The organism is Streptomyces sp. STR69 (assembly GCF_024519455.1).
Taxonomy (GTDB): Bacteria; Actinomycetota; Actinomycetes; order Streptomycetales; family Streptomycetaceae; genus Streptomyces.
This window is the reverse complement of the sequence record NZ_JALJRY010000086.1, coordinates 1-999: the sequence shown is the minus strand read 5'-3', so window position 1 is coordinate 999 and position 999 is coordinate 1. Positions and strand designations below refer to the sequence as shown.

The following is a 999-nucleotide window of genomic DNA, read 5'->3' as shown; positions in this document are numbered from 1 at the left end:
CACAAGACGATCGGCACGCTGTATCTGGTCACGTCGTTCGCGTTCTTCCTGATCGGCGGCGTCATGGCGCTGCTGATGCGCGCCGAGCTGGCACGGCCGGGTCTGCAGATCCTGTCGAGCGAGCAGTTCAACCAGGCGTTCACGATGCACGGCACGATCATGCTGCTGATGTTCGCGACGCCGCTGTTCGCCGGTTTCACGAACTGGATCATGCCGCTGCAGATCGGCGCGCCCGACGTGGCGTTCCCGCGGCTGAACATGTTCGCCTACTGGCTCTACCTGTTCGGCTCGACCATCGCGGTCGGTGGCTTCCTCACCCCGCAGGGCGCGGCCGACTTCGGCTGGTTCGCCTACTCCCCGCTGTCGGACGCGGTCCGCTCGCCGGGCATCGGCGCCGACATGTGGATCATGGGTCTGGCCTTCTCCGGCTTCGGCACGATCCTCGGCGCGGTCAACTTCATCACCACGATCATCTGCATGCGCGCACCGGGCATGACGATGTTCCGCATGCCGATCTTCGTGTGGAACGTGCTGCTGACCGCCGTCCTCGTTCTGCTGGCCTTCCCCGTCCTCGCCGCCGCGCTGTTCGCGCTGGAGGCGGATCGGAAATTCGGGGCACATGTCTTCGACGCCGCAAATGGCGGGGCCCTGCTGTGGCAGCACCTCTTCTGGTTCTTCGGCCATCCAGAGGTGTACATCATCGCGCTGCCGTTCTTCGGCATCATCTCCGAGGTCATCCCGGTCTTCTCCCGCAAGCCGATGTTCGGCTACATGGGACTGGTCGCGGCGACGATCTCCATCGCCGGCCTGTCCGTGACCGTGTGGGCCCACCACATGTACGTCACCGGCGGAGTCCTCCTCCCGTTCTTCTCCTTCATGACGTTCCTCATCGCCGTACCGACGGGCGTGAAGTTCTTCAACTGGATCGGAACGATGTGGAAGGGGTCCCTGTCCTTCGAGACCCCGATGCTCTGGGCCACCGGCTTCCTGATCACCTTC

General features: G+C 64.2%; 1 protein-coding gene. It reads left to right on the top strand.

The window, feature by feature from the left end; all coding sequences use genetic code 11:
* Positions 1-999: cbb3-type cytochrome c oxidase subunit I (locus OC490_RS49060; protein ID WP_262064554.1), on the top strand; the 999-nt coding region annotated here is incomplete at both ends.